Annotated in this window: 17 protein-coding genes; 6 read left to right on the forward strand and 11 right to left on the reverse strand. The window is 67.3% G+C overall.

Annotation, left to right across the window (positions count from 1 at the left end; translation table 11 throughout):
* Positions 1–73: 73 nt before the first annotated feature.
* Positions 74–1,249, reverse strand: a complete 1,176-nt coding sequence (locus EV379_RS13995) for a cystathionine gamma-synthase (protein ID WP_130506679.1) — start codon at positions 1,247–1,249, stop codon at positions 74–76.
* A 180-nt stretch (positions 1,250–1,429) separates the two neighbouring features.
* The gene (locus EV379_RS14000) at positions 1,430–2,794 is read right to left on the reverse strand and encodes a cystathionine beta-synthase (protein WP_130506680.1); all 1,365 of its coding nucleotides are present in this window, start codon (positions 2,792–2,794) and stop codon (positions 1,430–1,432) included.
* Between the two features lie 438 nt (positions 2,795–3,232).
* On the opposite strand from EV379_RS14000, the gene EV379_RS14005 reads away from it, so the two are divergent.
* Both EV379_RS14005 and EV379_RS14010 read left to right on the forward strand, forming a co-directional pair.
* On the forward strand, positions 3,233–3,931 hold the full coding sequence (locus tag EV379_RS14005) for a DUF3105 domain-containing protein (RefSeq protein WP_130506681.1): 699 nt from the start codon (positions 3,233–3,235) through the stop codon (positions 3,929–3,931).
* A gap of 10 nt (positions 3,932–3,941) precedes the next feature.
* Positions 3,942–4,673: a DUF305 domain-containing protein gene (locus tag EV379_RS14010; RefSeq protein ID WP_242616389.1), complete on the forward strand. Its 732-nt coding sequence runs from the start codon at positions 3,942–3,944 to the stop codon at positions 4,671–4,673.
* A 177-nt stretch (positions 4,674–4,850) separates the two neighbouring features.
* On the opposite strand, the gene EV379_RS14015 is transcribed toward EV379_RS14010, so the two are convergent.
* Positions 4,851–6,830 carry an ABC transporter ATP-binding protein gene (locus EV379_RS14015; RefSeq protein ID WP_130506682.1) on the reverse strand — a complete coding sequence of 660 codons (1,980 nt, stop codon included), beginning with the start codon at positions 6,828–6,830 and terminating at the stop codon, positions 4,851–4,853.
* A gap of 569 nt (positions 6,831–7,399) precedes the next feature.
* Between EV379_RS14015 and EV379_RS14020 the strand changes: the two genes are divergently transcribed.
* Positions 7,400–7,702, forward strand: coding sequence for a GIY-YIG nuclease family protein (locus EV379_RS14020; RefSeq protein ID WP_130506683.1), 303 nt, complete (start codon positions 7,400–7,402; stop codon positions 7,700–7,702).
* A gap of 750 nt (positions 7,703–8,452) precedes the next feature.
* On the opposite strand, the gene EV379_RS14025 is transcribed toward EV379_RS14020, so the two are convergent.
* The 5 genes from EV379_RS14025 to EV379_RS14045 all read right to left on the reverse strand — a co-directional run bounded on the left by EV379_RS14025 (position 8,453) and on the right by EV379_RS14045 (position 13,810).
* Positions 8,453–9,445 (reverse strand): carbohydrate ABC transporter permease, encoded by a 993-nt coding sequence (locus EV379_RS14025; RefSeq protein WP_130506684.1) that lies wholly within the window; start codon positions 9,443–9,445, stop codon positions 8,453–8,455.
* Positions 9,442–10,413: a carbohydrate ABC transporter permease gene (locus tag EV379_RS14030; RefSeq protein ID WP_130506685.1), complete on the reverse strand. Its 972-nt coding sequence runs from the start codon at positions 10,411–10,413 to the stop codon at positions 9,442–9,444. The genes EV379_RS14025 and EV379_RS14030 overlap by 4 nt, the downstream gene beginning before the upstream one ends.
* Before the next feature lie 98 nt (positions 10,414–10,511).
* On the reverse strand, positions 10,512–11,855 hold the full coding sequence (locus EV379_RS14035) for an ABC transporter substrate-binding protein (protein WP_130506686.1): 1,344 nt from the start codon (positions 11,853–11,855) through the stop codon (positions 10,512–10,514).
* Between the two features lie 213 nt (positions 11,856–12,068).
* Positions 12,069–13,328: an MFS transporter gene (locus EV379_RS14040; RefSeq protein WP_130506687.1), complete on the reverse strand. Its 1,260-nt coding sequence runs from the start codon at positions 13,326–13,328 to the stop codon at positions 12,069–12,071.
* Positions 13,325–13,810: a MarR family winged helix-turn-helix transcriptional regulator gene (locus tag EV379_RS14045; protein ID WP_130506688.1), complete on the reverse strand. Its 486-nt coding sequence runs from the start codon at positions 13,808–13,810 to the stop codon at positions 13,325–13,327. The genes EV379_RS14040 and EV379_RS14045 overlap by 4 nt, the downstream gene beginning before the upstream one ends.
* 206 nt (positions 13,811–14,016) lie before the next feature.
* On the opposite strand from EV379_RS14045, the gene EV379_RS14050 reads away from it, so the two are divergent.
* On the forward strand, positions 14,017–14,952 hold the full coding sequence (locus EV379_RS14050) for a patatin-like phospholipase family protein (protein WP_130506689.1): 936 nt from the start codon (positions 14,017–14,019) through the stop codon (positions 14,950–14,952).
* 76 nt (positions 14,953–15,028) lie between these two features.
* Here EV379_RS14050 and EV379_RS17535 read toward each other — a convergent pair whose 3' ends face one another.
* From EV379_RS17535 to rplJ, 3 genes are all read right to left on the reverse strand, one after another.
* Positions 15,029–15,163 (reverse strand): hypothetical protein, encoded by a 135-nt coding sequence (locus tag EV379_RS17535; RefSeq protein ID WP_278044040.1) that lies wholly within the window; start codon positions 15,161–15,163, stop codon positions 15,029–15,031.
* A 415-nt stretch (positions 15,164–15,578) separates the two neighbouring features.
* The gene (gene rplL / locus EV379_RS14055) at positions 15,579–15,956 is read right to left on the reverse strand and encodes a 50S ribosomal protein L7/L12 (RefSeq protein WP_047412741.1); all 378 of its coding nucleotides are present in this window, start codon (positions 15,954–15,956) and stop codon (positions 15,579–15,581) included.
* A gap of 49 nt (positions 15,957–16,005) precedes the next feature.
* Positions 16,006–16,491, reverse strand: a complete 486-nt coding sequence (gene rplJ / locus EV379_RS14060) for a 50S ribosomal protein L10 (RefSeq protein ID WP_055838064.1) — start codon at positions 16,489–16,491, stop codon at positions 16,006–16,008.
* A 394-nt stretch (positions 16,492–16,885) separates the two neighbouring features.
* Here rplJ and EV379_RS14065 point away from each other — a divergent pair, with 394 nt between their 5' ends.
* Positions 16,886–17,554, forward strand: a complete 669-nt coding sequence (locus EV379_RS14065; protein ID WP_130506690.1) for a TetR/AcrR family transcriptional regulator — start codon at positions 16,886–16,888, stop codon at positions 17,552–17,554.
* Positions 17,555–17,703: 149 nt separating this feature from the next.
* Positions 17,704–19,419 carry an MDR family MFS transporter gene (locus EV379_RS14070; RefSeq protein ID WP_130507495.1) on the forward strand — a complete coding sequence of 572 codons (1,716 nt, stop codon included), beginning with the start codon at positions 17,704–17,706 and terminating at the stop codon, positions 19,417–19,419.
* The last annotated feature ends 1 nt before the right edge of the window (position 19,420 follow it).

Below are 19,420 nucleotides of genomic sequence, written 5' to 3' on the forward strand. Positions count from 1 at the left end.
CGACAGTGGCCACCCCTCGCGCCCTCCCGCCGGTCGGGTAGCGAGCAACGAGCGTATCGAGACCAGGCTGCCGTTACAGCTGCGCGAGCGCCTGTTCGACGTCGGCGAGCAGATCGGCGACGTCCTCGATGCCGACAGAGAGCCGCACGATGTTCGGCGCCACCTCGAGCTCCGTGCCGCGCACGGAGGCGTGCGTCATCTCGCTCGGGTAGTTCACGAGCGACTCCACCCCGCCGAGCGACTCCGCCAGCTGGAACAGCCGCATCGACTCGGCGAAGCGCCTGGCCGCCGGCTCTCCCCCGCGCAGTGCGAGCGAGATCATGCCACCGAAGCCCGACATCTGCCTGGCCGCGAGCTCGTGCCCCGGATGCGTGTCCAGCCCCGGGTAGTAGACACGCTCGACCGCGGCGTGCTGCTGGAGGTACGAGGCGATCGCGTATGCATTGGCGCTGTGCCGCTGCATCCGCACGTCGAGAGTCTTGATGCCGCGAGCGGTGAGGAATGCGTCCATCGGGGCGGAGACCGCGCCGGCCGCGAACTGGATGAAGCGGATCTTCTCGTGCAGCTCCTCTCCACCCACCTGCACATCGTTCAGCACGACGGCACCGCCGATCACATCGGAGTGCCCGCCGAGGTACTTCGTCGTCGAGTGCACCACGACGTCGGCGCCGAGCGCGAGCGGCTGCTGCAGCGCGGGCGAGGCGAAGGTGTTGTCGACCACCACGAGCACGCCATACCGGTGCCCGAGCTCGGCGAGCGCGGCGATGTCGCTGACCGCCATCAGCGGGTTGCTCGGCGTCTCGACCCACAGGATCTTGGTGTCTGGCTCGATGGCCGCCTCGACCGCGGCCAGGTCCGTGAGATCGACCGGGGTGTTCCGGATGCCCCATGCACCGTGGATCCGGTTGATCAGCCGGTACGTTCCGCCGTAGGCATCGTTGCCGAGTACAACGTGGTCGCCCGGCGCGAGCGCGGCGCGCAGCAGCGCGTCCTCGGCGGCGAGGCCGGAGGCGAATGAGAGGCCGTGGGTCGCGCCCTCGAGCGCGGCCAGCTGCGTCTCGAGCGCCGTGCGGGTGGGATTGCCGCCGCGGGAGTACTCGTAGCCGCCGCGCAGGCCACCGATGCCATCCTGCACGAAGGTGGAGCTCTGGTAGATCGGTGGGATCACCGCGCCCGTCGTCGGGTCGAAGTGCTGGCCGGCGTGGATCGCGCGGGTGGCGAAGCCGTCGGACTGTGCGGACTGGTTCATGGTGTGAGCTTTCTGTGTCGTGCGTGAGTCGCGTGCAAGGACATCGGGCGGTTACAAGGACGATTCGACGCGAATCGTCCTTGCGAACTCACTGTGTCCTTCTTATCGGTGGTGCTGACTTATCGGTGGTGCTGACTTATCGGTGGTGTTGGCTCATCGGTGGCGCGGATGCCGCTGGCGTCACTGGCTGAGGTAGCGGAGCAGGTCGTGGCGGGTGATGACGCCGAGCGGCTTGCCGCCGTCGGTCACGAGCAGTGCGGTGGCGGTGCCGAATGCGGCCCTGGCGTTCGCGACCGGCTCGTTCACGCCGATCAGCGGCAGCGCCGCCCCGGTGAACTGCCCGACCAGCGCGCTCAGCGGCGCCTCGCCGGAGAACACCTGGTCGAGCAGCTGCCCCTCTTCGATCGCGCCGACCACCTCGCCCATCACGACGGGTGGCTTGGCGCTCAGCACGAGCAGCTGCGAGACGCCGGCCGCCGTCATCGCGTCGATCGCCTCGCGCACCGTGTCGGTCGGGTGCACGTAGAGCAGCGCCGGCGCGTGTCCGGCCTTGGACGCCAGCAGCTCCGCGACCGTGTGGCCGCTCGGGGCGTTGCTGAAGCCGTAGCTGCGCAGCCACTTGTCGTTGAAGATCTTGCCGAGGTAGCCGCGGCCGCCGTCGGGTAGGAGCACGACGACGACGGCATCCGGGCCCAACTCGGCCGCGGCTCGCAGCGCGGCGACGACGGCCATGCCGCTGGAGCCGCCGACCAGGATCCCCTCCTCGCGGGCGAGCCGTCTCGTCATGGCGAAGGCGTCGGCGTCGCTGACGGCGAGCACCTCGTGCGGGACGGTCGGGTCGTATGCGGTCGGCCAGAAGTCCTCGCCGACACCCTCGACGAGGTAGGGCCGGCCGGTGCCGCCCGAATACACCGAGCCCTCCGGATCGGCGCCGATGATGCGCACCGTGTCGCCGGAGACCTCGCGGAGGTAGCGCCCGGTGCCGCTGATCGTGCCGCCGGTGCCGACGCCGGCGACGAAGTGCGTCACCGTGCCATCCGTGTCGCGCCAGATCTCGGGGCCGGTGCTCTCGTAGTGGCTGAGCGGACCGTTCTGGTTCGAGAACTGGTCCGGCTTGAACGCCCCGGGGATCTCGCGCACCAGCCGGTCGGAGACCCCGTAGTACGACTCCGGGCTGTCGGGCGCGACGGCCGTCGGCGTCACGACGACCTCCGCACCGTAGGCGCTCAGCACGTTGATCTTGTCTTCGCCGACCTTGTCCGGCAGCACGAAGATGCAGCGGTAACCGCGCTGCTGGGCCACGAGGGCGAGTCCGACGCCGGTGTTGCCGCTCGTCGGCTCGACGATGGTGCCGCCCGGTTTCAACTTCCCCTCGCGCTCGGCCGCATCGATGATGCGGGTGGCGATGCGATCCTTCGCCGAGCCGCCGGGGTTCAGGTACTCGAGCTTCACGAGCACGGTGGCCGCGATGCCGTCGGTCACATGGTTGAGCTTGACCAGGGGCGTGTTGCCGATCAGGTCGACGATCGATTCTGCAAAGTGCATGGTGGTGTCCTTCACGAGCTGTCTTGTCAGGGAGGGGATCCTCTGACGGATGCCGCGGCGCCACCTCCCGAAACCGCCCGGAAACGGCCTCGAGTGTCGAGGTCTCAGGCTGTGGGAGTGCTGCCGCGCACGTGGGTGAGTCTGTTTGTGGGCGCGTCGATCAGCGACAACAACAACAGGACTTCACAGTGGACACGCTCTCACCTTAGCCACGAGCACCGGCCGTGTCACGCACGCGACGTCAAACGACGTCGCGGTGGCGCCCCGGCGGCGGACGCAGGGGGCCGGTGAACGGCAGAGCGGTGGCCCGCGCCATCCGGCACATGTTCAGCGCCTCCCCAGCGAATGCCGATACATTCGTATTCATTCGGTGTCTGCACAGCGCACCGGACGATTCGCTTTTGCACCCACCCACGCTCAGCATTCGAGAGGCCGAGAATGTCTTCTTCCCCGACCCCGCCCATTCCCCCTGCCGCCAAGGCACAGGCGAAGGCGCTCACCGTGAAGGAACAGCGCGCGGAGGCACGCGCGAAGAAGCTCGAAGAGTACAAGAAGCGCGAGGCCAAGGCCCGCCGCAACCGCCTGGTCGGCATCTGGTCGGCCGTCGCCGGCGCCGTCGTGGTGGTCGCCCTGGTCGTCTCCGCGATCGTGCTCACCCCGCAGCGCGCGAGCTACACCGCCGGCAGCGACGGCGCGAAGATCACCGGTGTCGAGACGTTCAAGAATGGCGCGGGCCACGTCGAGGGCACCGTCGACTACCCGCAGAACCCGCCGGCCGGTGGCGAGCACAACCAGATGTGGCTCAACTGCGGCGTCTACGACCAGCCGGTTCCGAACGAGAACGCCGTGCACTCGATGGAGCACGGTGCCGTCTGGGTCACGTACGACCCCAAGCTCTCTGAGGACGACCTCAATGCCCTCAAGCTGAAGCTGCCCAGCAGCTACATCGTGCTCTCCCCGAAGGAAGACCTGCCGTCGACGATCGTGCTGAGCGCCTGGAACGCCCAGATCCAGCTCGACTCCGTCGACGACGAGCGCGTCGGCGAGTTCCTCGAGGAGTTCTGGAAGAGCCAGTTCGTTCCCGAGCCCGGCGCCCTGTGCACCGGCGCGCTGGACGCACCGGGCAAGGTCTCCTAGGGCCGCCGCCGTGACCGAGACGATCCAGCGCGCGACCGGCGCTGTCGAGGCTGTTGACGTCCCCGAGAGCGCCGCACCCGCGCGCCGCGTCGGCGGACGCGTGTTCGTGGCGATCATCGCCGTGCTCGCGATCATCGTCGTCGCGCTCGTCTCCTTCTCGATCGGCCGCCTCAGCACGATCGGCGCGACGCCGGGTGACACCAGCGCGGAGGCGGGCTTCGCCCGTGACATGCAGGCGCACCACGTGCAGGGCGTCGAGATGGCGATGATCATCCGCGACCTCACCGACGACCCAGAGACGCGCCTCCTCGCCTACGACATCGCCACCACCCAGGGGCAGCAGTCCGGCCAGCTCTACGGCTGGCTCAGCGAGTGGGGCCTCGGCCAGTTCGGTGCAGAGCCGTCGATGACGTGGATGACGCGTCCAGCCCTGAACGGCGATGGCGGTCACGCGCACGCTGCGTCGACGGATCCCGCGAGCACCGACCACGTGCCGGGCGGCCCCATGCCCGGCATGGCGACGCCAGAGCAGCTCGCCGAGCTCAAGGCCGCCAGCGGTGTCGAGGCCGAACGCATCTTCCTGACTCTGATGATCGCCCACCACAAGGGCGCGCTCGAGATGGCGGAGTCGGTGCTGGAACGCAGCACCAACTCGGTGATCGTGCCGTTCGCGAACTCGGTGCTCGCCAGCCAGACCTCGGAGATCGAGCTGATGGAGAGCATGCTGGCCAAGCGCCAGTAGCCCGCGTCGGCATCCCCGGAGGGCCGCAATCGACTCGCAAGAGAACGTTCCACGTGCAGCGCGTTGGGACGTTCTTTTGCGAGTCGGGCTTGCACGGGCGAATCCGGCCCGATCAGCACCGCGCCGGGCTCGTGCCACGACCGCGCCGGGCGGATGCCACGACCCCGGTTGGCCGGGTTACTCGGGCAGCTCCTCCACCGGCAGGTCCAGCCCGACCGCGGCAAGCGCGCTCTGCTCGGCGAACAGTCGCGCGTAACTGCCGCCCGCCGCGAGCAGCTCGGCGTGAGTGCCGCGCTCGACCAGTCGCCCGGCCTCGACCACGAAGATGACGTCGGCGTTCACCACGGTCGACAGCCTGTGTGCGATCGCGATGGTGGTACGCCCGCGGGCCGCATCGTCGAGCGCCGACTGCACGATGCGCTCCGAGATCACGTCGAGCGCGCTCGTCGCCTCGTCGAGCACGAGCACGGCCGGGTCCTTCAGCAGCACCCGGGCGATGGCGATGCGCTGCTTCTCACCGCCGGACAGGCGGTAGCCGCGCTCCCCCACGACGGTTGCATAGCCGTCGGGGAATGCATCGATCGTCGCGTGGATGTTCGCGGCGCGCGCGGCCCGTTCCAGCTCGGCGTCGGTGGCGTCCGGCTTCGCGTAGCGGAGGTTCTCGGCGATCGTGGCGTGGAAGAGGTAGGTCTCCTGGCTGACGATGCCGATGTTCGAGACGAGCGAGCGTTGGGTGAGCCCCCGCACGTCGACGCCGCCGAACTTCACGGCGCCGCTCGTCGCCTCGTACAGGCGCGGAACGAGGTAGGAGACGGTGGTCTTGCCGGCGCCGCTCGGGCCGACGAATGCCGCGTACTGGCCCGGTTCGACAACGAACGAGACGTCGTTCAGCGTCGGCCGGGCGTCGGCGGCCTGGTCGGGGTAGAGGAAGCTGACGTGCTCGAACTCGACGCGGCCGAGTGCGGTCGAGCCCGCTCCGGCGGCGGTGTCGGCGGCGGATGCCGGCAGCTCGACGGCATCCGGGGCATCGACGATCGCGGGCTTCAGGTCGAGGTACTCGAAGATGCGGGCGAACAGCGCCGAGGAGGTCTGCAGGTCGAGTGCGACGCGCATGAGACCCATCAGCGGGAACATGAGGCGGGCCTGCACGGTGGTGAATGCGACGATGGTTCCCGCGGTGACGTCGGGTGCACCACCGGCAACGAGGTAGCCAGCCGCTAAATATACGATCGCGGGAATACTCGACAGGAAGATGTTCACCAGCGCGAAGAACCACTGCCCGCTCATCTGCTGGCGCACCTGCAGCGAGATCTGATTCGCGTTCTCGTCGGCGTAGCGGGCGATCTCGGTGCCCTGTCGGGTGAAGCTCTTCGAGAGCAGGATCCCGCTGACCGAGAGCGTCTCCTGGGTGATCGCCGTCATCTCCGAGAGCGACTCCTGCGTCTTCGCGGCGATGCGCGCCCGCACCTGGCCGACCCGGCGCTGGGCGATCACCATGATCGGCATGAGCACGACGGCGATGAGGGTGAGCTGCCAGTTGAGGATCAGCATCGCCACGAATGCGGCGATCACGGTGACGGTGTTGCCGAGCACACTCGAGATCGTGTTGGTGAGCACGCTGGCCACACCGCCCACGTCGTTCTGCAGGCGCGACTGGATGACGCCGGTCTTCGTGCGGGTGAAGAAGCTCAGCTCCATCGCCTGCAGGTGGGTGAACAGCCGCACGCGCAGCGATCCCATCACCGAGTTGCCGACCGTCGCGGTGAGCCAGGTCTGCCACACCCCGAGCAGGGCGCCGACGACGAAGATGAGCACCATCGCCGCCACGAGCCAGCCGAGCAACGCAAGGTCCGGTTCGCCGCTGGGCGGGAACAGTGCATGGTCGAAGACGCGTTGCGTGATGAGCGGCGGGATCACGCTCAACCCCGCACCGATCAGCACGAGCACCACGGTGATGATGAGTTCCGTCTTGTGCGGAGCGAACAGCGCTGCGATGCGCGAGAACAGGTGTGGGATGCGCGGGGCCTCCGCGTTGATCGCGCGCTGGGCCTTCTCATCGGCCGCGCTCACGCGACCACCGCGTCCGCCGCCTCCGCCCCCGCCGCCCCCGCCGCCACGACCGCCTCCGCCCGCGCCACCGCCGTGTGCTCCGCTCATGTGCGCTCCTTCCGGTCCTAGCTTCACACTACGGGCCCGGATGCCAGTGCGGCCGCTCCGCCCATCCGCTCCGGGCGTCCAGCCGGCGTCGCTGCTCCTTCATCGCGGCGCCGCTCGCTCAAGCCGACGGGAGGAAGCACGCTGGCTCGAGGGAGCAGCCGAGGAACGAGGCCGCCCCCGAAGCCCTGACACCGCCACACACACATCCCGCCTCGAGGGCAACCGCGTTCGCAGACACGCTCAGGGCTTCGCGTGCGTCGCTGCTCCTTCGTCGCTGCGCCGCTCGCTCAAGCCAGCGTGCAGATAGCCGACCGAAGGAGACCGCACGCCGGCCATCGCAGCCGACGGGAAACCGCACGCCAGCTCCAGCACGGGACAGGGGATTGCACGCTGGCTCGAGGGAGCAGCCGAGGAACGAGGCCGCCCCCGAAGCCCTGACACCGACAGACACATCCCGTCTCGCACGCTGGAGCGGGCAGCTGCTGTGCACAGTGCCCACACTCAGGAGCGCCATCCACAGGTCGCTGGCTCGGGAGCCCGCCGCTGCATCCGCGACGCAGGCTTGGTGGATGCCGTACATGTACATGCTGCTCTGCAACGACGGCTCGCTCTACACCGGGAGCACGTGGAGCCTAGGTGGCCGACTGCAGCAACACGAGAGCGGGCGCGGCGCCCGCTACACGGCTCGTCGGCTTCCCGTGCGACTGCTGTACTACGAAGAGTTCGACAGCATCGCTGCTGCGTTCGCCCGCGAGCACACCGTGCAGGGCTGGCTTCGCGCGCGCAAAGACGAACTCCTCGTCAGCGGCCCAGGGATGCGCGTACTGCCGAGCGGCGAGCACGTAGCCGCTCGGTTTCGCGCCGACGAGTGAAGGCTGTGCCCGGATGCAGGGGCCCGGTTTCACGCAGACGCTCGGGGCTTCGCGTGCGTCGCTGCTCCTTCGTCGCTGCGCCGCTCGCTCAAGCCAGCGTGCAGATAGCCGACCGAAGGAGACCGCACGCCGGCCCTCGCAGCCGACGGAGACCGCACGTCGGCTCCAGCACGGGACAGGAGAAAGCACGCTGGCTCGAGGGAGCAGCCGAGGAACGAGGCCGCCCCCGAAGCCCTGACACCGTCAGACACATTCCGCTTCGAGGGCAACCGCGTTCGCAGACGTGCTCGGGGCTTCGCGTGCGTCGCTGCGCCTTCGTCGCTGCGCCGCTCGCTCAAGCCAGCGTGCAGATAGCCGACCGACGGGAAACCGCACGCCGGCTCCAGCACGGGACAGGAGAGAGCACGCTGGCTCGAGGGAGCAGCCGAGGAACGAGGCCGCCCCCGAAGCCACCGCCAGACACGTCCCGCCGCAAGGGCAACCGCGTTCGCAGACACGCTCGCGGCTTCGCGTGCGTCGCTGCTCCTTCGTCGCTGCGCCGCTCGCTCAAGCCAGCGTGCAGATAGCCGACCGAAGGAGACCGCACGCCGGCCCTCGCAGCCGAAGGAGACCGCACGCCGGCTCCAGCACTGGACAGGAGAAGCACGCTGGCTCGAGGGAGCAGCCGAGGAACGAGGCCGCCCCCGAAGCCCTGACACAACAGGACACTCCCGCCCCGCCCCGAAACGGGAGTGGGGAGCTGCCCGCCGGCTAGCCCTTCGTCGAGCCAGCGAGCAGGCCGCGCACGAAATAGCGCTGCAGCCCGAGGAAGACCAGAAGCGGAAGCACCATCGACACGAAAGCCGCCGCCGTCAGGCGTTGCCATTCCTGTCCCCGCGACCCCGTCATTTCGGCGAGGCGCTGCGTCAGCGGCGCGACGTCCGGCGTTCCCCCGGAGAAGATCAGGGCGACGAGCAGGTCGTTCCACACCCAGATGAACTGGAAGATCGCGACGGAGGCAATCGCCGGCAGGGCGAGGGGGATGGCGATGCGGAAGAAGATCTGACCGTGGCTCGCCCCGTCGACTCGGGCGGCCTCGATCAGCTCGCCCGGGATCTCGCTGATGAAGTTGTGCAGCAGGAAGATCGCCAGCGGCAGCGCGAAGATCGTGTGCGCGATCCACAACGGGACGTAGGTCTCCGCCGGGATGATCGGCACGAGATCGTGCAGCTGCTCCTGGGCTGGCAGCAGGAATGCGGAGAAGATCTGCAGCAGCGGGATGAGTGCCATCTGCAGCGGCACCACCTGCAGCGCGAAGATCAGCACGAACAGTGCCCCACTCCACTTGAATCTCATCCAGGCGAAGGCATACGCAGCCATGGTCGCGAGCACCAGCGGGAAGATCGTCGCCGGGATCGTGATCGCCAACGAGTTGACGAAGTATTGGCCGAGCTGCGGCGCCGAGGCCGACGAGGAGAACAGCACCTCTTTGTAGTTGTCGAGGGTGAAGCCCGGGTTCTGCAGGATCGTCCACCAACCGGTGGTCTTGATGTCCTGCTCCGGCCGGAACGAGGAGATGAAGAGCCCGAAGGTCGGGATCGTCCAGACAACGGCGATGATCAGTGCGATCACCGTCGCCGTGCGGGAGGTGAGTCGTCGTTTGACCCGCGACGTTTTCGTGTCGGATGCCGCCATCTCGTAGCCGGTGTCGCGAGAGCGCTTCTCCGCACCGGGAACCGGCAGGTCAACAATGTTGTCGCTCATCGGATCTCCCTCTGCTGGCGCAGCACGCGCACGTTGTAGATGACGATCGGCAAGACCAGCACGAACAGCACGACAGCCAACGCCGCGCCGCGCCCCGCCTCACCGGCTCGGAACGCCTGCGTGTACATCTCGTTGGCCACAACGCTCGTCTCGAAGTTACCTGCGGTCATGGTGCGCACGATGTCGAAGACCTTGAGCGTTGCGATCGAGATTGTTGTGACCACGACGACGAGGGCTCCGCGGATGCCGGGTAGGGTCACGTTGCGGAAGCGCTGCCAGCCGTTGGTGCCGTCGAGTTCGGCGGCTTCCAGTTGCTCGGTCGGCACGCCCTTGATCGAGGCGGAGAGCACGACCATGGCGAACCCGGTCTGGATCCAGATCATCACGACGATGAGGAAGAAGGTGTTCCACGGCGACTCCTGAAGCCAGCGCACCGGTTCACCGCCGAACCAGACGACGATCTGGTTGAGCAGTCCGATCTGTTCGATCCCGGGGCCGCGGTACTCGTAGACGAAGCGCCAGATGATGCCTGCACCGACGAAAGAGATCGCGATCGGCATAAAGACCAGGGTCTTGTAGATCTTCTCGCCCCTGGACCTGTCGATGAAGACGGCGTACGCCAGTCCGACGATCGTGGAGATCAGCGGCACCAGGATCACCCAGATGATCGTGTTGCGCAGCGAGATGAGACCGGCCGGCTGGGTGAAGGCCCAGACGAAGTTGTCCAGACCGACGAGATCGCCTGCACCGTTCGCGAAGGAGAGTATGGTCGTGCGAACCGCGGGGTAGATCAGGCCGGCCGCGAGCAGCAGCACGGCCGGTGCAAGGAACAGGCTGAGCTGCCAGACGTCACGGCCACGCTTGGGCGCCTTGTCGATGAGGAAGAGAATCAGCCCGACCGCGGCCGCGAAGAACGCGAGCGCGAGCACCACCTGGACAATCTTGCCGATGAGGTCCGCCGTCGTCACGGTCGACTACCCCTTTCTGCCCGGAAGCACTCCCTGGCTGTGGTGAGGAAGCGGGGCCGCCGGCGCTCATCGCCCGGCGACCCCGCTGCTGACATCGACTAGCTGGCCGGCCAGCTGGCCTCGATCGTGTCCACGGTGGTCTTCGTGTCCTGGCCACCGATCCACGCCACGATCCCCTTCCAGAAGGAGTCCGATCCGACCGCGCCCGGCATCAGGTCGCTGGCGTCGAAGCGGAACGTGGTGTTCTCATCCTGCAGGATCTCGATCGCCGAGGCGAGCAGTGCGCTCGACGCGTTCGCCGGATCGACACCGTTGTTGGCGCTCAACGTTCCACCGATCTTCACGCGGATGTTCGCCCACTCGGCGCTGGAGAGGAAGTCCTGCACCGCCTGAACCTCCGGAGCGTCGCGGAATGCACCGACGATCTCACCCGCACCGGTCACGGCGTTCGCGCCGGCTTCGGTTCCCGGGAGGATGAAGCCCCAGACGTCACCGTCTTCCGCGACAGTCGTTCCTTCGGGCCAGAGGCCCTCGTAGAACGTCGCCTGGTGGTGCATGGCGCAGGTACCGTCGAGCACCGGCCAACCGGCCTCTTGGAAGATGACGTCGTTGATCGAGCGCACATCACCGAGCCCGCCGTTGACGTAGTCCGGGTTCTTCAGAATGTCGCCGACGGCATCCCATGCCTTGACGATCTGCGGGTCGTTGAACGGGATCTCGTGCTTGTACCACTGGTCGTAGACCTCGGGGCCGCTCTGACGCAGCACGTAGTCTTCGATCCAGTCGGTGCCGGGCCAGCCGGTGGCTTCACCGGAGCTGAATCCGGCGCACCACGGCTTCATCGTGCCGCTCGCGGCGATATCAGCGGTCAGCGTGTTGAGCTCGTCGAGCGTCGTCGGGACTTCCCACCCGTTGTCCTTCCACACGCTCGGGGAGTACCAGACGAAGCCCTTGACGCTGGCCATCAGCGGGGCGCCGAGCAGCTCGCCGTCGACCGTTCCGAAGGCCTGCCAGTCCTCGGACCAGAACTCCTGGGCGTTGGACACCGTCTGCTCAGACGGCGGGATGAATGAGTCGGCGAACGTCGCGAAGAGGCCGGGCTGCGGGAACATCGCCAGGTCGGGGGCGTTGTTGCCGTCGACCAGCACGCGCATCTGCGCCTCGAACTCCTGGGTTCCGGTGTACGTGACCTGGATGCCGGTGCAGGACGTGAAGTCGTTGAACGTCTCTTGCAGACGTTCCGCCTCCACATCAACCGGGGTGCCGAGGAAGCTGACCTCTGCGCCGTCCTTGAAGGTGCCATAGGCCTCGTAGTCGCTGCAATCGGCGGCATCGCCGCTGCTTTCCGGGGCTGCGTCGCCCGTACATGCGGTGAGCGCGAGGGCAATAGTTGCTGCCGCGGCGAGCGGAATCGCCAAGCGGCGGCGCCGTGTGAATCTCATCTCTGACTCCTCGTTGAGTATGTGACGCGGAACGTGTGATGGTGTCACGGGCGCCCCATGAAGAACCGCCCGCACTCGCCACGCTAGACATCGCCCGCGCGTTTCACAAGGGTTCAAAAGTCACGATCTGGTAGTCAGAGAGCGCGATCATCCGCGCGTTCAGTGGGATTCACCAGAGCTGCGGATGCCGCACCGACACCCGTTCGGCCGCCCCTACGACGCGTCGCCGATGCCGATCGCCTCCGCTTCACGCAGTGCCTCCGCTGCGGCGGGCTCGTGCACGCCGTCGGCCGCGCGGAGCTGCTTTCGACCGAGGATGACGATGGCGACGGAGACCAGCACGGCGACGGCGCCTGCCACGAACGGCGCGGAGGGAGAGAGCGCCTCGGCGAGCAGCGTGGCCACGGGCGGCGCGACGGCTCCGCCCAGGAAACGCACGCCGGAGTAGGCACTCGATGCGACGGAGCGGGGCAGGTCGGTCGCCTCCATCACGCACTCCGTGAGCACCGTGTTGAGCACGCCGAGCAGCATCCCGCCGACGATCACCCCGGTGATGACCGCCGGGAGCGAGTCGATGAAGAGCGCCAGTGCGAGCAGGTCGAGCGCGAGCAGCGGCATCACCAACCAGAGCACCCTGGTACGCGGCATCCGCCTCGTGAGGATCGGCGCGACCCACACCGACGTGACGGCAACCGCGACGCCCCAGCCGAAGAAGACAAGGCCGAGGCCGATGGCGTCACCGACGCCGAGCGGCACGAGGGCGAATGGCGTGTAGGCGAGCAGCACGAAGAAGCCGAAGTTGTAGAAGACGGCGGCCGCGGCGAGGAGGCCGAGCGCGGGGCGGGCCAGCGCGCGGAACGGCGCGGACAACCTGGTGGGCGTCGGCCTCGCCGCATCGGAGTTCGGCCGCAGCAGGGTCAGGATCGCGATGAAGCCGACGGCCATGAGCGCGGCGGTGCCGAAGAACGGGCCCCGCCAGCTGATGCTGCCGAGCAGCCCGCCGAGCAGCGGACCGATGGCCAGACCGAGACCGAGGGCGGCCTCGTAGAGGATGATCGCGGATGACGTGCCGCCGGCCGCCGCGCCGACGATCGTGGCGAGGGCCGTGGAGATGAAGAGCGCGTTGCCGAGGCCCCACCCGGCGCGGAAGCCGATGACCGACTCGATGTCGCCGGAGAAGCCGGCCGCCGTCGCGAACACCACAATGAGCGCGAGGCCGGCGAGCAGGGTGCGCTTGGCACCGATGCGACTGGAGATCCAGCTGGTGAAGAACATCGCGATTCCGGTGATGACCAGGTAGCTGGTGAAGAGCATGACCGTCTCGGTCGGCGTCGCCTGGAGCTCGCTGGCGATGGCGGGCAGGATCGGGTCGACGAGGCCGATGCCCATGAACGCGACGACGCAGGCGAATGCGACCGCCCACACCGCCTTGGGTTGGCGCAGGATGCTGCCGGTCTCTGTGCTTGTGCTCATCTCAGTGTTCCTTCGTTCTTCATTCCGTCGTCGTGCGCCCCGTCCAGGCGGCCTTGCACGAGCGCGACGGCGCGGGCGATCGTCGCGACCTCCTCGGCGCTCAGCCCGGCGAAGTTCGGCAGGATCGCGGCGACGAGTTCGGTGCGCCAGGCTTCCATGGCGGCCGTGCCGCTCGCCGTCGCGGCCAACAGGGTCGCCCTGGCATCCGCCGGGTCGGCGATGCGCTGCACCCAGCCTCGTTCGACGAGGCTGTGCACGAGCTTGGTCATCGTCGGCTGGGCGACGCGGCTCTGCGCGGCGAGTTCGCCGAGGCGCATCGAGCCGCCGGCGCGCAGCGCGCTGAGCGTGCGCCAGATCGCGGGCGACTCGGTGCCCTCGGTGAGTTGGGCGGCCATCCGGGTGAGCCTGTTGCTGGCGGCGATGAGTTCGCCGAGCACGGTGGCCAGCTCGGTCGTGCCGTCGTGGGCGGGATTCTGTGGCATCCATTCATTATACATAGCTGAGCTATGTAATGTTTGGCGCGCCCGGTGACGGCGTGCTAGCGTCTCGGTGATCGTGAACGGCAGTCAGGAGGTGACACCCATGTACGCAGTATCCGCATTGGGCGCTCCCCCGCAGCCACCGATCGCGCGACTGAGCTAGTCGCCACCGGGAGCGCCCGTCAGGCACTTCGCGAAAGGCGACTCCCATGAACTCAACCCCATCTTCAGCACCACTGCCCGCTATGACGGCCAGTGCCGGCGAACGAGCGCTCGTCCTCGGCGGCGGCGGATCGACCGGCAACGCGTGGCTGATCGGCGTCCTCGCTGGCCTCTTCGACGCCGGGCTCGACGTCACAGCGGCCGACGCGACCATCGGCACCTCGGCCGGATCGACGGCCGCGGCCCAGCTCGCCGGCGCGACCCCGCCCGAGCTCTACGCCGCGATCCTTGCCGCACCCCTGCCGCCACGCAGCGCGTCCGGAGCCGGAGCCGAGCGAGCACGCACGGCGAACAAGCCGGTGACGGACCACCTCGACCGGATGCGCGCCCTCATCGCCGCAGCGGAGGACGCGTCTGACCTGCGCCGCAGAGTGGGCGCGGCGGCACGTGAGCGGGATGCCGCCGCCGGCGACACCTGGCAGACCCAGTGGCGTGCAACCGTCGCCTCGCGACTGCCCAGCCAGCACTGGCCGGAGCGAACCGTGCTCATCACGGCGGTCGATGCGGAGAGCGGTGACCCGGTCGTGTTCGACCGCCACAGCGGCGTCGAACTGGCGGATGCCGTCGCCGCGAGCTGCTCCAGCGGCTTCGCTTTCGGCATCGGCGAGCACCGATACATCGACGGCGGCTATCGGTCCAACGCCGAGAACGCGGACCTGGCTGCGGGCTACGCACGTGTGCTGGTGCTCGCACCGTTCGGCGGCAGGTCTCTGACGCCAGAGAGCTGGGGCATGCACCTGTCGACACAGCTCGACGAGTTGCGCGCGCACGGCAGCAGGGTCGAGACAATCATCCCCGACGGCGACGCCGAGCACATGTTCGGCGCCAACGCGATGGATCTGTCGCTTCGCCCGCCTGCCGCGCGGGCCGGCTACGAACAGGGCAGAGCGCGCGCCGAGCAACTCGCCGCATTCTGGCACTGACGCCTCCGGCGCGCGCGGCACCCCGTTAACGGGCGAATGCCCCGACTGGCGTGTCGGGGCATTCATAGAAGGTGGGCTACCGGATCCAGGTGATGCCGTGCATCACTGGGCTCCGGTACATATCCGGTGGGTGCGCGGCGGGCGAGTGCCCATCGTTGCGGAGGTAGGCGTCGGCCAACAGCAGGCCGAGCGCGTTCGCGAATCGTCGCATTGTTTCTTCATTTCTGTGTGCGCGTCCACCCCATTGTGGGAGCACGAATCACGCCGACTCGCGGAGCGAGCGGGCGCGACAGCACAGTTCACACAGTACGGACGCGGGGTTGCCGGCCTGCCGAGTGGCAGAACGGATGCCGCAGGCATCCGTTGGCGGAACCCTCTCGCGTCGCGTCACGGTGAGAATCAGAAACGATCTGAATCAGAAACTCGGTGAAGAAACAACAAAAGGGCGTCGCCCCGTTTCGGGGGCGACGCCCTCGGAACGCGGAATACCTGGGTAATGGGAGGTCAGAGACCTCGTACTCGGGGAGACCGCGTCCGAAATTGCGTCAGCGTTACTCGATGGAGTTTGAAAACTCCATGAGACGGCGCGTCACGCAGCAGTTTGTGCCCGGCAAGCCGGGCGCAAATTACTTGAGGGTGACGGTAGCGCCGGCCTCTTCGAGGGCAGCCTTTGCCTTCTCGGCGGTCTCCTTGTTGGCGCCTTCGAGGACAGCCTTGGGGGCGCCATCGACGACAGCCTTGGCCTCGCCAAGACCGAGCGAGGTGAGCTCGCGGACGGTCTTGATGACCTGGATCTTCTTGTCGCCAGCAGCCTCGAGGATGACGTCGAAGGAGTCCTTCTCCTCAACCTCTTCAGCAGCAGCGCCAGCGCCACCGGCAGCAGCGACGGGAGCGGCCGCGGTGACCTCGAACTTCTCCTCGAACGCCTTCACGAACTCGCTGAGCTCGACAAGGGTCAGGCCGGAAAACTGCTCGAGCAACTCTTCAGTGGTGAGCTTCGCCATGATGTATCTCCTAAATTTCTTGGTGTTGTGGAACGAGAACGTCGGGCGCTTACGCGGCCGCGGTCTCCAGCTTTTCGCGAAGCGCGTCGATGGTGGCGGCAGCCTTGCCCATCGTTGCCTTCATCATTCCCGCTGCCTTCGCAAGCAGAACCTCGCGGCTCTCGAGGGAGGCGTACTTGTTGACCTCGTCGGCGTTGAGGGCCTTACCCTCGAAGACGCCGCCCTTGATCACAAGATTCGGGTTTGCCTTGGCGAAGTCACGAACGGCCTTGGCAGCGGCGACGAAGTCACCGTGCACGAAGGCGACGGCGGACGGGCCGACGAGGTCGGCATCCAGCGTCGTGATCCCCGCGTTGTTCGCGGCGATCTTGGTCAGCGTGTTCTTCACCACGGCGTAGTTCGCGTCCTGACGGATGTTGCCGCGCAGCTGCTTGAGCTGGGCGACCGTCAGGCCGCGGTATTCGGTCAGCAGAACGGCGGTCGAGGTCTCGAACAGGTTCGTGAGCTCGGCAACCGTGGCTTCCTTGTTCGCCATGGCCTACTCCTATATGTCTACGTCACACATCGCGGAAGCGATGTGCACCCAGACCGCCCGGCTCTCCCAGCTCGTGGCAACAAAAAAAAGCTCCGGCGCAAGCGCACGGAGCTGGAGACAATCTTGCGATTGAAAACTTCTTCACACACCTGCGCGGGCCTTGTTTTCACAAGCCTTCGGTCACCGTGTATTTCTACGCAGCAACAACCAGCGGTCTTTGGCTTCGTACAGGCTAACGGATGCCGCTGGCCGGTGCAAATCGGGCGCCACGCGCCGCGGCGGCGCCCAACACCCACTCCCCCGCGACACCCTCGTCGAGCGCCGGAGTTGTGATTTACTCAACTACGTGTTCTCGGCAGCGCACCGGCCGGAAGCCCTGAGTGAAAGTGTGACGATGGCGACGACAACCCCTCAGGACAAGACGCCCCAGGACACGACGCCTCAACCGGACGCGGGCACGCCGGCCGCCACCCCGGCCACACCACCTCGTCGCGGCCGCCCCGTCGACGTCGCCCTCGGCCAGCGCATCCTCGATCACACGCTGCAACAGCTCGCGGCGGCCGGCTACAGCAATCTCGAGATCGAATCCATCGCAGCCGCGGCATCCTGCTCGAAGACGACCATCTATCGCCGCTGGGGCTCGAAGGGCAAGCTCGTTGCCGCGGCGATCGCGTCCGAATACCCGGGGTCGACGGTCATCGACAACGGCAATCTGCTCGACGACATCCTCCAGCACGTCACAGAGGGCCCGTCGCTGCTCACCTTCGGTCGGCTGCCAGCCGTGGCCTGGACGGCCATGCTCGACCCCGAGGTCTCCGCCGCGCTGCGCGAGGCCGTCCTGAATGAGCGCGACAGCGTCGCCGACGAGTTCATCGCCAAGGCCATCGAGCGCGGCGAGCTCCCGGCGGATGCCGACGGCCGCACCATCGTGCACACCGCGCTCGGCCTCGGCCTCTACCGCCGCTACGTCTCCGACAACGAGCCACTGCCGCAGGAGACACTGCGCCAGGTGCTCACGGCGCTGATCGCCTCGCCGCCGAGAGTGGCACGGCCCGGAAAGTAGTTGACAATGGTCAACTAGAGTCATATAGTTGACCACAGTCAATTAGATTCTGGAGCCAGATGTCACAGAGCACCACCGGCGCAACGAAGAACGCGCCGAAGAAAACACCACAGACCCGCCCGAAAAATGAAGAGCTCACCGAGAGCGGCATGACCCACCGCCAGGTACTGCAGGCCCTCAGCGGCCTGCTCCTCGGCATGTTCGTCTCGATGATCGCCTCGACCGTCGTCAGCACCTCCCTCCCGCTGATCATCGGCGACCTGAAGGGCGACCAGTCGGCCTTCACCTGGGTGGTCACCGCCACCCTTCTGGCCACAACGGTCAGCACGCCGCTCTGGGGCAAGCTCGCCGACCTGTTCAACCGCAAGCTGCTCCTGCAGCTCGCCCTGGTCATCTTCGTGCTCTCCTCGGCCATCGCCGGCTTCTCGCAGGATGCCTCCATGCTCATCACGATGCGCGTGTTCCAGGGTCTCGGCGCTGGTGGTCTTGCCGCACTGAGCCAGATCGTCATGGCCGACATCATCAGCCCGCGTGAGCGCGGCAAGTACGCCGGTCTCTTCGGCGCCGTGATGGCGATCGGCACCATCGGCGGCCCGCTGCTCGGTGGCGTGATCACCGACACCCTCGGCTGGCGCTGGAACTTCTTCGTCGCCCTGCCGATCGCCATCGTGGCCATCGTTCTGCTGCAGCGCACCCTGCACCTGCCGAAGCTGCCCAAGCGCACGGTCTCCATCGACTACCTCGGCATCATCCTGATCTCGAGCGGTGTCTCGCTGCTGCTCATCTGGGTGAGCATGGCCGGAAGCCAGTTCGACTGGGCATCCACGACCAGTTTCGTCATGGTCGGCGGCGCGGTTCTGCTGCTCGTTCTCGCGGTCGTCGCAGAGCTCAAGGCGAAGGAACCCATCATTCCGATGGGCCTGTTCAAGAGCCGCACCTTCACCCTCTCTGTCGTCGCCAGCATCTCAGTCGGCGTTGCCATGTTCGGCACCTCGGTGTTCCTCAGCCAGTACATGCAGCTCGCCCGCGGCGCCACTCCCACCGAGTCCGGCCTGCTCACCATCCCGATGATGGGTGGTCTGCTGATCTCCTCGACGATCGTCGGTGCCCTGATCAGCCGGCACGGCAAGTGGAAGGCCTTCATGGTCAGCGGCAGCGTGCTGATGATCATCGGCACGACACTGCTCAGCTTCCTGCACTACGACACCAACTTCTGGTTCGTCGGCGCCTCGATGTTCCTCCTCGGTGCCGGTGTCGGCATGGTGATGCAGAACCTCGTTCTCGTCGTACAGAACGAGACCGCGGTCAAGAACATGGGTGTCGCCACCAGCGCGGTCACCTTCTTCCGTAGCCTCGGCGGCACGATCGGCGTCTCGGTGATGGGCTCCATCCTCGGAACAGTCGTGGCCAGCAACATCAAGGAGGGCGTGCTCACCCTCGCCCCCGAGCAGCAGGCCGTCGCCATGGAGACCCTCGGCTCCGGAACCATCCCCAAGGTCAGCGCCCTGCCCGACTTCCTCAAGGTGATCGTGGAGAGCGCATACGGCAGCGGTGTCGGCGATGTGTTCCTGGTGGCCGTTCCGTTGGCCGTCATCACGCTCATCGCCGTGGCGTTCCTGCCGAACGCGAAGCTCGGAACGCTGACCGCGATCCAGCGGGCCAAGACCGAGGGCACGCCATCGGACGACGCCCCTGGGACGCTCAAGCGCGAGATCGAGGATGCCGAGGACGCGCTCATTGACGCGAGTTCCGGCGTCGCGGCTCTGGCCGCCGTCGGACTGGCGCACCCCACCGATAGCGAGGCCGAACTGGTCGACGCCGCATCGGCCGGCGCCGGTTCTGGCCAGAGCGACTCCGCCAAGTAGG

The organism is Microterricola gilva (assembly GCF_004217495.1).
Taxonomy (GTDB): Bacteria; Actinomycetota; Actinomycetes; order Actinomycetales; family Microbacteriaceae; genus Microterricola; species Microterricola gilva.

What these genes read in the sequence shown, in the direction of transcription:
- EV379_RS13995 (WP_130506679.1), bottom strand. Translation starts at nt 1,249, where the DNA reads ATGAACCAGTCCGCACAGTCCGACGGCTTCGCCACCCGCGCGATCCAC.
- EV379_RS14000 (WP_130506680.1), bottom strand. Translation starts at nt 2,794, where the DNA reads ATGCACTTTGCAGAATCGATCGTCGACCTGATCGGCAACACGCCCCTG.
- EV379_RS14005 (WP_130506681.1), top strand. Translation starts at nt 3,233, where the DNA reads ATGTCTTCTTCCCCGACCCCGCCCATTCCCCCTGCCGCCAAGGCACAG.
- EV379_RS14015 (WP_130506682.1), bottom strand. Translation starts at nt 6,830, where the DNA reads ATGAGCGGAGCACACGGCGGTGGCGCGGGCGGAGGCGGTCGTGGCGGC.
- EV379_RS14020 (WP_130506683.1), top strand. Translation starts at nt 7,400, where the DNA reads ATGCCGTACATGTACATGCTGCTCTGCAACGACGGCTCGCTCTACACC.
- EV379_RS14025 (WP_130506684.1), bottom strand. Translation starts at nt 9,445, where the DNA reads ATGAGCGACAACATTGTTGACCTGCCGGTTCCCGGTGCGGAGAAGCGC.
- EV379_RS14035 (WP_130506686.1), bottom strand. Translation starts at nt 11,855, where the DNA reads ATGAGATTCACACGGCGCCGCCGCTTGGCGATTCCGCTCGCCGCGGCA.
- EV379_RS14040 (WP_130506687.1), bottom strand. Translation starts at nt 13,328, where the DNA reads ATGAGCACAAGCACAGAGACCGGCAGCATCCTGCGCCAACCCAAGGCG.
- EV379_RS14045 (WP_130506688.1), bottom strand. Translation starts at nt 13,810, where the DNA reads ATGCCACAGAATCCCGCCCACGACGGCACGACCGAGCTGGCCACCGTG.
- EV379_RS14050 (WP_130506689.1), top strand. Translation starts at nt 14,017, where the DNA reads ATGAACTCAACCCCATCTTCAGCACCACTGCCCGCTATGACGGCCAGT.
- EV379_RS17535 (WP_278044040.1), bottom strand. Translation starts at nt 15,163, where the DNA reads ATGCGACGATTCGCGAACGCGCTCGGCCTGCTGTTGGCCGACGCCTAC.
- rplL (WP_047412741.1), bottom strand. Translation starts at nt 15,956, where the DNA reads ATGGCGAAGCTCACCACTGAAGAGTTGCTCGAGCAGTTTTCCGGCCTG.
- rplJ (WP_055838064.1), bottom strand. Translation starts at nt 16,491, where the DNA reads ATGGCGAACAAGGAAGCCACGGTTGCCGAGCTCACGAACCTGTTCGAG.
- EV379_RS14065 (WP_130506690.1), top strand. Translation starts at nt 16,886, where the DNA reads ATGGCGACGACAACCCCTCAGGACAAGACGCCCCAGGACACGACGCCT.
- EV379_RS14070 (WP_130507495.1), top strand. Translation starts at nt 17,704, where the DNA reads ATGACCCACCGCCAGGTACTGCAGGCCCTCAGCGGCCTGCTCCTCGGC.